Source organism: Streptomyces sp. NPDC047017 (genome assembly GCF_040644175.1).
In the GTDB taxonomy this organism is placed as follows: domain Bacteria; phylum Actinomycetota; class Actinomycetes; order Streptomycetales; family Streptomycetaceae; genus Streptomyces.
This window is the reverse complement of sequence record NZ_JBEYVW010000055.1, coordinates 1-1,485: the sequence shown is the minus strand read 5'-3', so window position 1 is coordinate 1,485 and position 1,485 is coordinate 1. Positions and strand designations below refer to the sequence as shown.

Genomic DNA, 1,485 nt, shown 5'->3' with positions numbered 1-1,485 from the left:
CCCCGAGCCAACTGCGCGCCCGCGATGTACAACTCACCCGCCACACCCACCGGCACCGGCGACAAACCCGCATCCAACACATACACCCGTGTGTTCCACACCGGACGCCCGATCGGCACGGTGTCGTCGGCCGCGCGGCACTCCCAGAACGTGACGTCCACCGCGGCCTCGGTGGGGCCGTAGAGGTTGTGGACGGAACCACCGAGCGTGCGCAGCGCCTGGTTCTTCAATTCCACGGACAGCGCTTCACCACTGCATATGAGGTTCTTCAGCGGTGCACAAGTGGCTGCGTCGGGATGCTGGAGGAAGGCGCCCAGCATCGACGGCACGAAGTGTGCGGTGGTGACCTCTTCGGTACGGATCAGCCCGGCGAGGGCGGCGGGGTCCTTGTGTTCCCCGCGGGCGGCGACGACCATCGCGGCACCGGCAACGAGCGGCCAGAAGAACTCCCAGACCGATACGTCGAATGCGGACGAGGTCTTCTGGAGGACTCGGTCCGTCGGTTCCAGACCGTACTCGTCCTGCATCCACAGCAGGCGGTTGGTAATCGCGGCATGGGAGACGGCCACGCCCTTGGGCCGTCCGGTGGATCCCGACGTGTAGATCACATAGGCCGTGTGCTGCGGAAGCAGGCGGTTCGGGCGGTGCTCGTCGAGGGAGAGGTTGCTGGGATCCTGGTCCTCCAGAAGGGCCCGCGAGACCGGGTCGTCCAGTACGAGCCGGCTCGCGTCGACCGCGGTTTCCGCGGGCAGCTTCTCCGCCGTTTCCGCCTGGGTGACGATGAGGACCGGGTCGGCGTCCCGGAGCATGTGGGCGATGCGCTCGCCGGGGTATTCCGGGTCGATGGGGACGTACCCGGCGCCGGTCTTCACCACGGCCAGCAGGGCGACGACGAGATCGACCGAGCGCGATGCTGCCACGGCGACCAGGCGTTCCTGGCCGGCACCCCGGTCGGCGAGGTACCTGGCGAGTCGGTTCGCTCGTGCGTTGAGTTCCGCGTAGGTCAGCCGGGTCCCGCCACCGGTGACGGCCAGGGCGTCGGGTGTCCGTGCGACCTGCTGCTCGAACAGATCCGGCAACGTGGTGCCGGGGACCTCGTGAGTGGTGTTGTTCCAAGCGTTCAGGATCCGCTCGCGCTCGTCCTCGCTGCACGAGGGGATGTCTCGGACGAACTGTCGGGCGCTTGCCGCGACCGCCTTGAGGATGCGGACGAAACGATCCGCGATGCCCTCCACGTGGGGACGGTCGAAGGCATCGGGGCGGTAGTCGAACCGCAGGTGCAGACCGGTTCCCGGCATCACCATCAGGCTGAGCGGGTAGTGGGTCGCATCCCGTGCTTCGGCGTGGGTGAGGCTGAGTGTGGAAGCCTCCTGCTCGACCGCCGAGTCTTCGACCGGGTAGTTCTCGAAGACGACGACGGTGTCGAAGAGTTCGTTGGCCGGGGTCAGGTTGTGGATGTCGGTGAGTTTGAGGTGCTGGTGGGCC

General features: G+C 67.3%; 1 protein-coding gene. It reads right to left on the bottom strand.

Going from position 1 to position 1,485, the window contains the following annotated elements:
• A partial coding sequence (locus tag ABZ858_RS37140; RefSeq protein ID WP_361389437.1) for an amino acid adenylation domain-containing protein occupies positions 1-1,485 on the bottom strand: 1,485 nt, incomplete at both ends.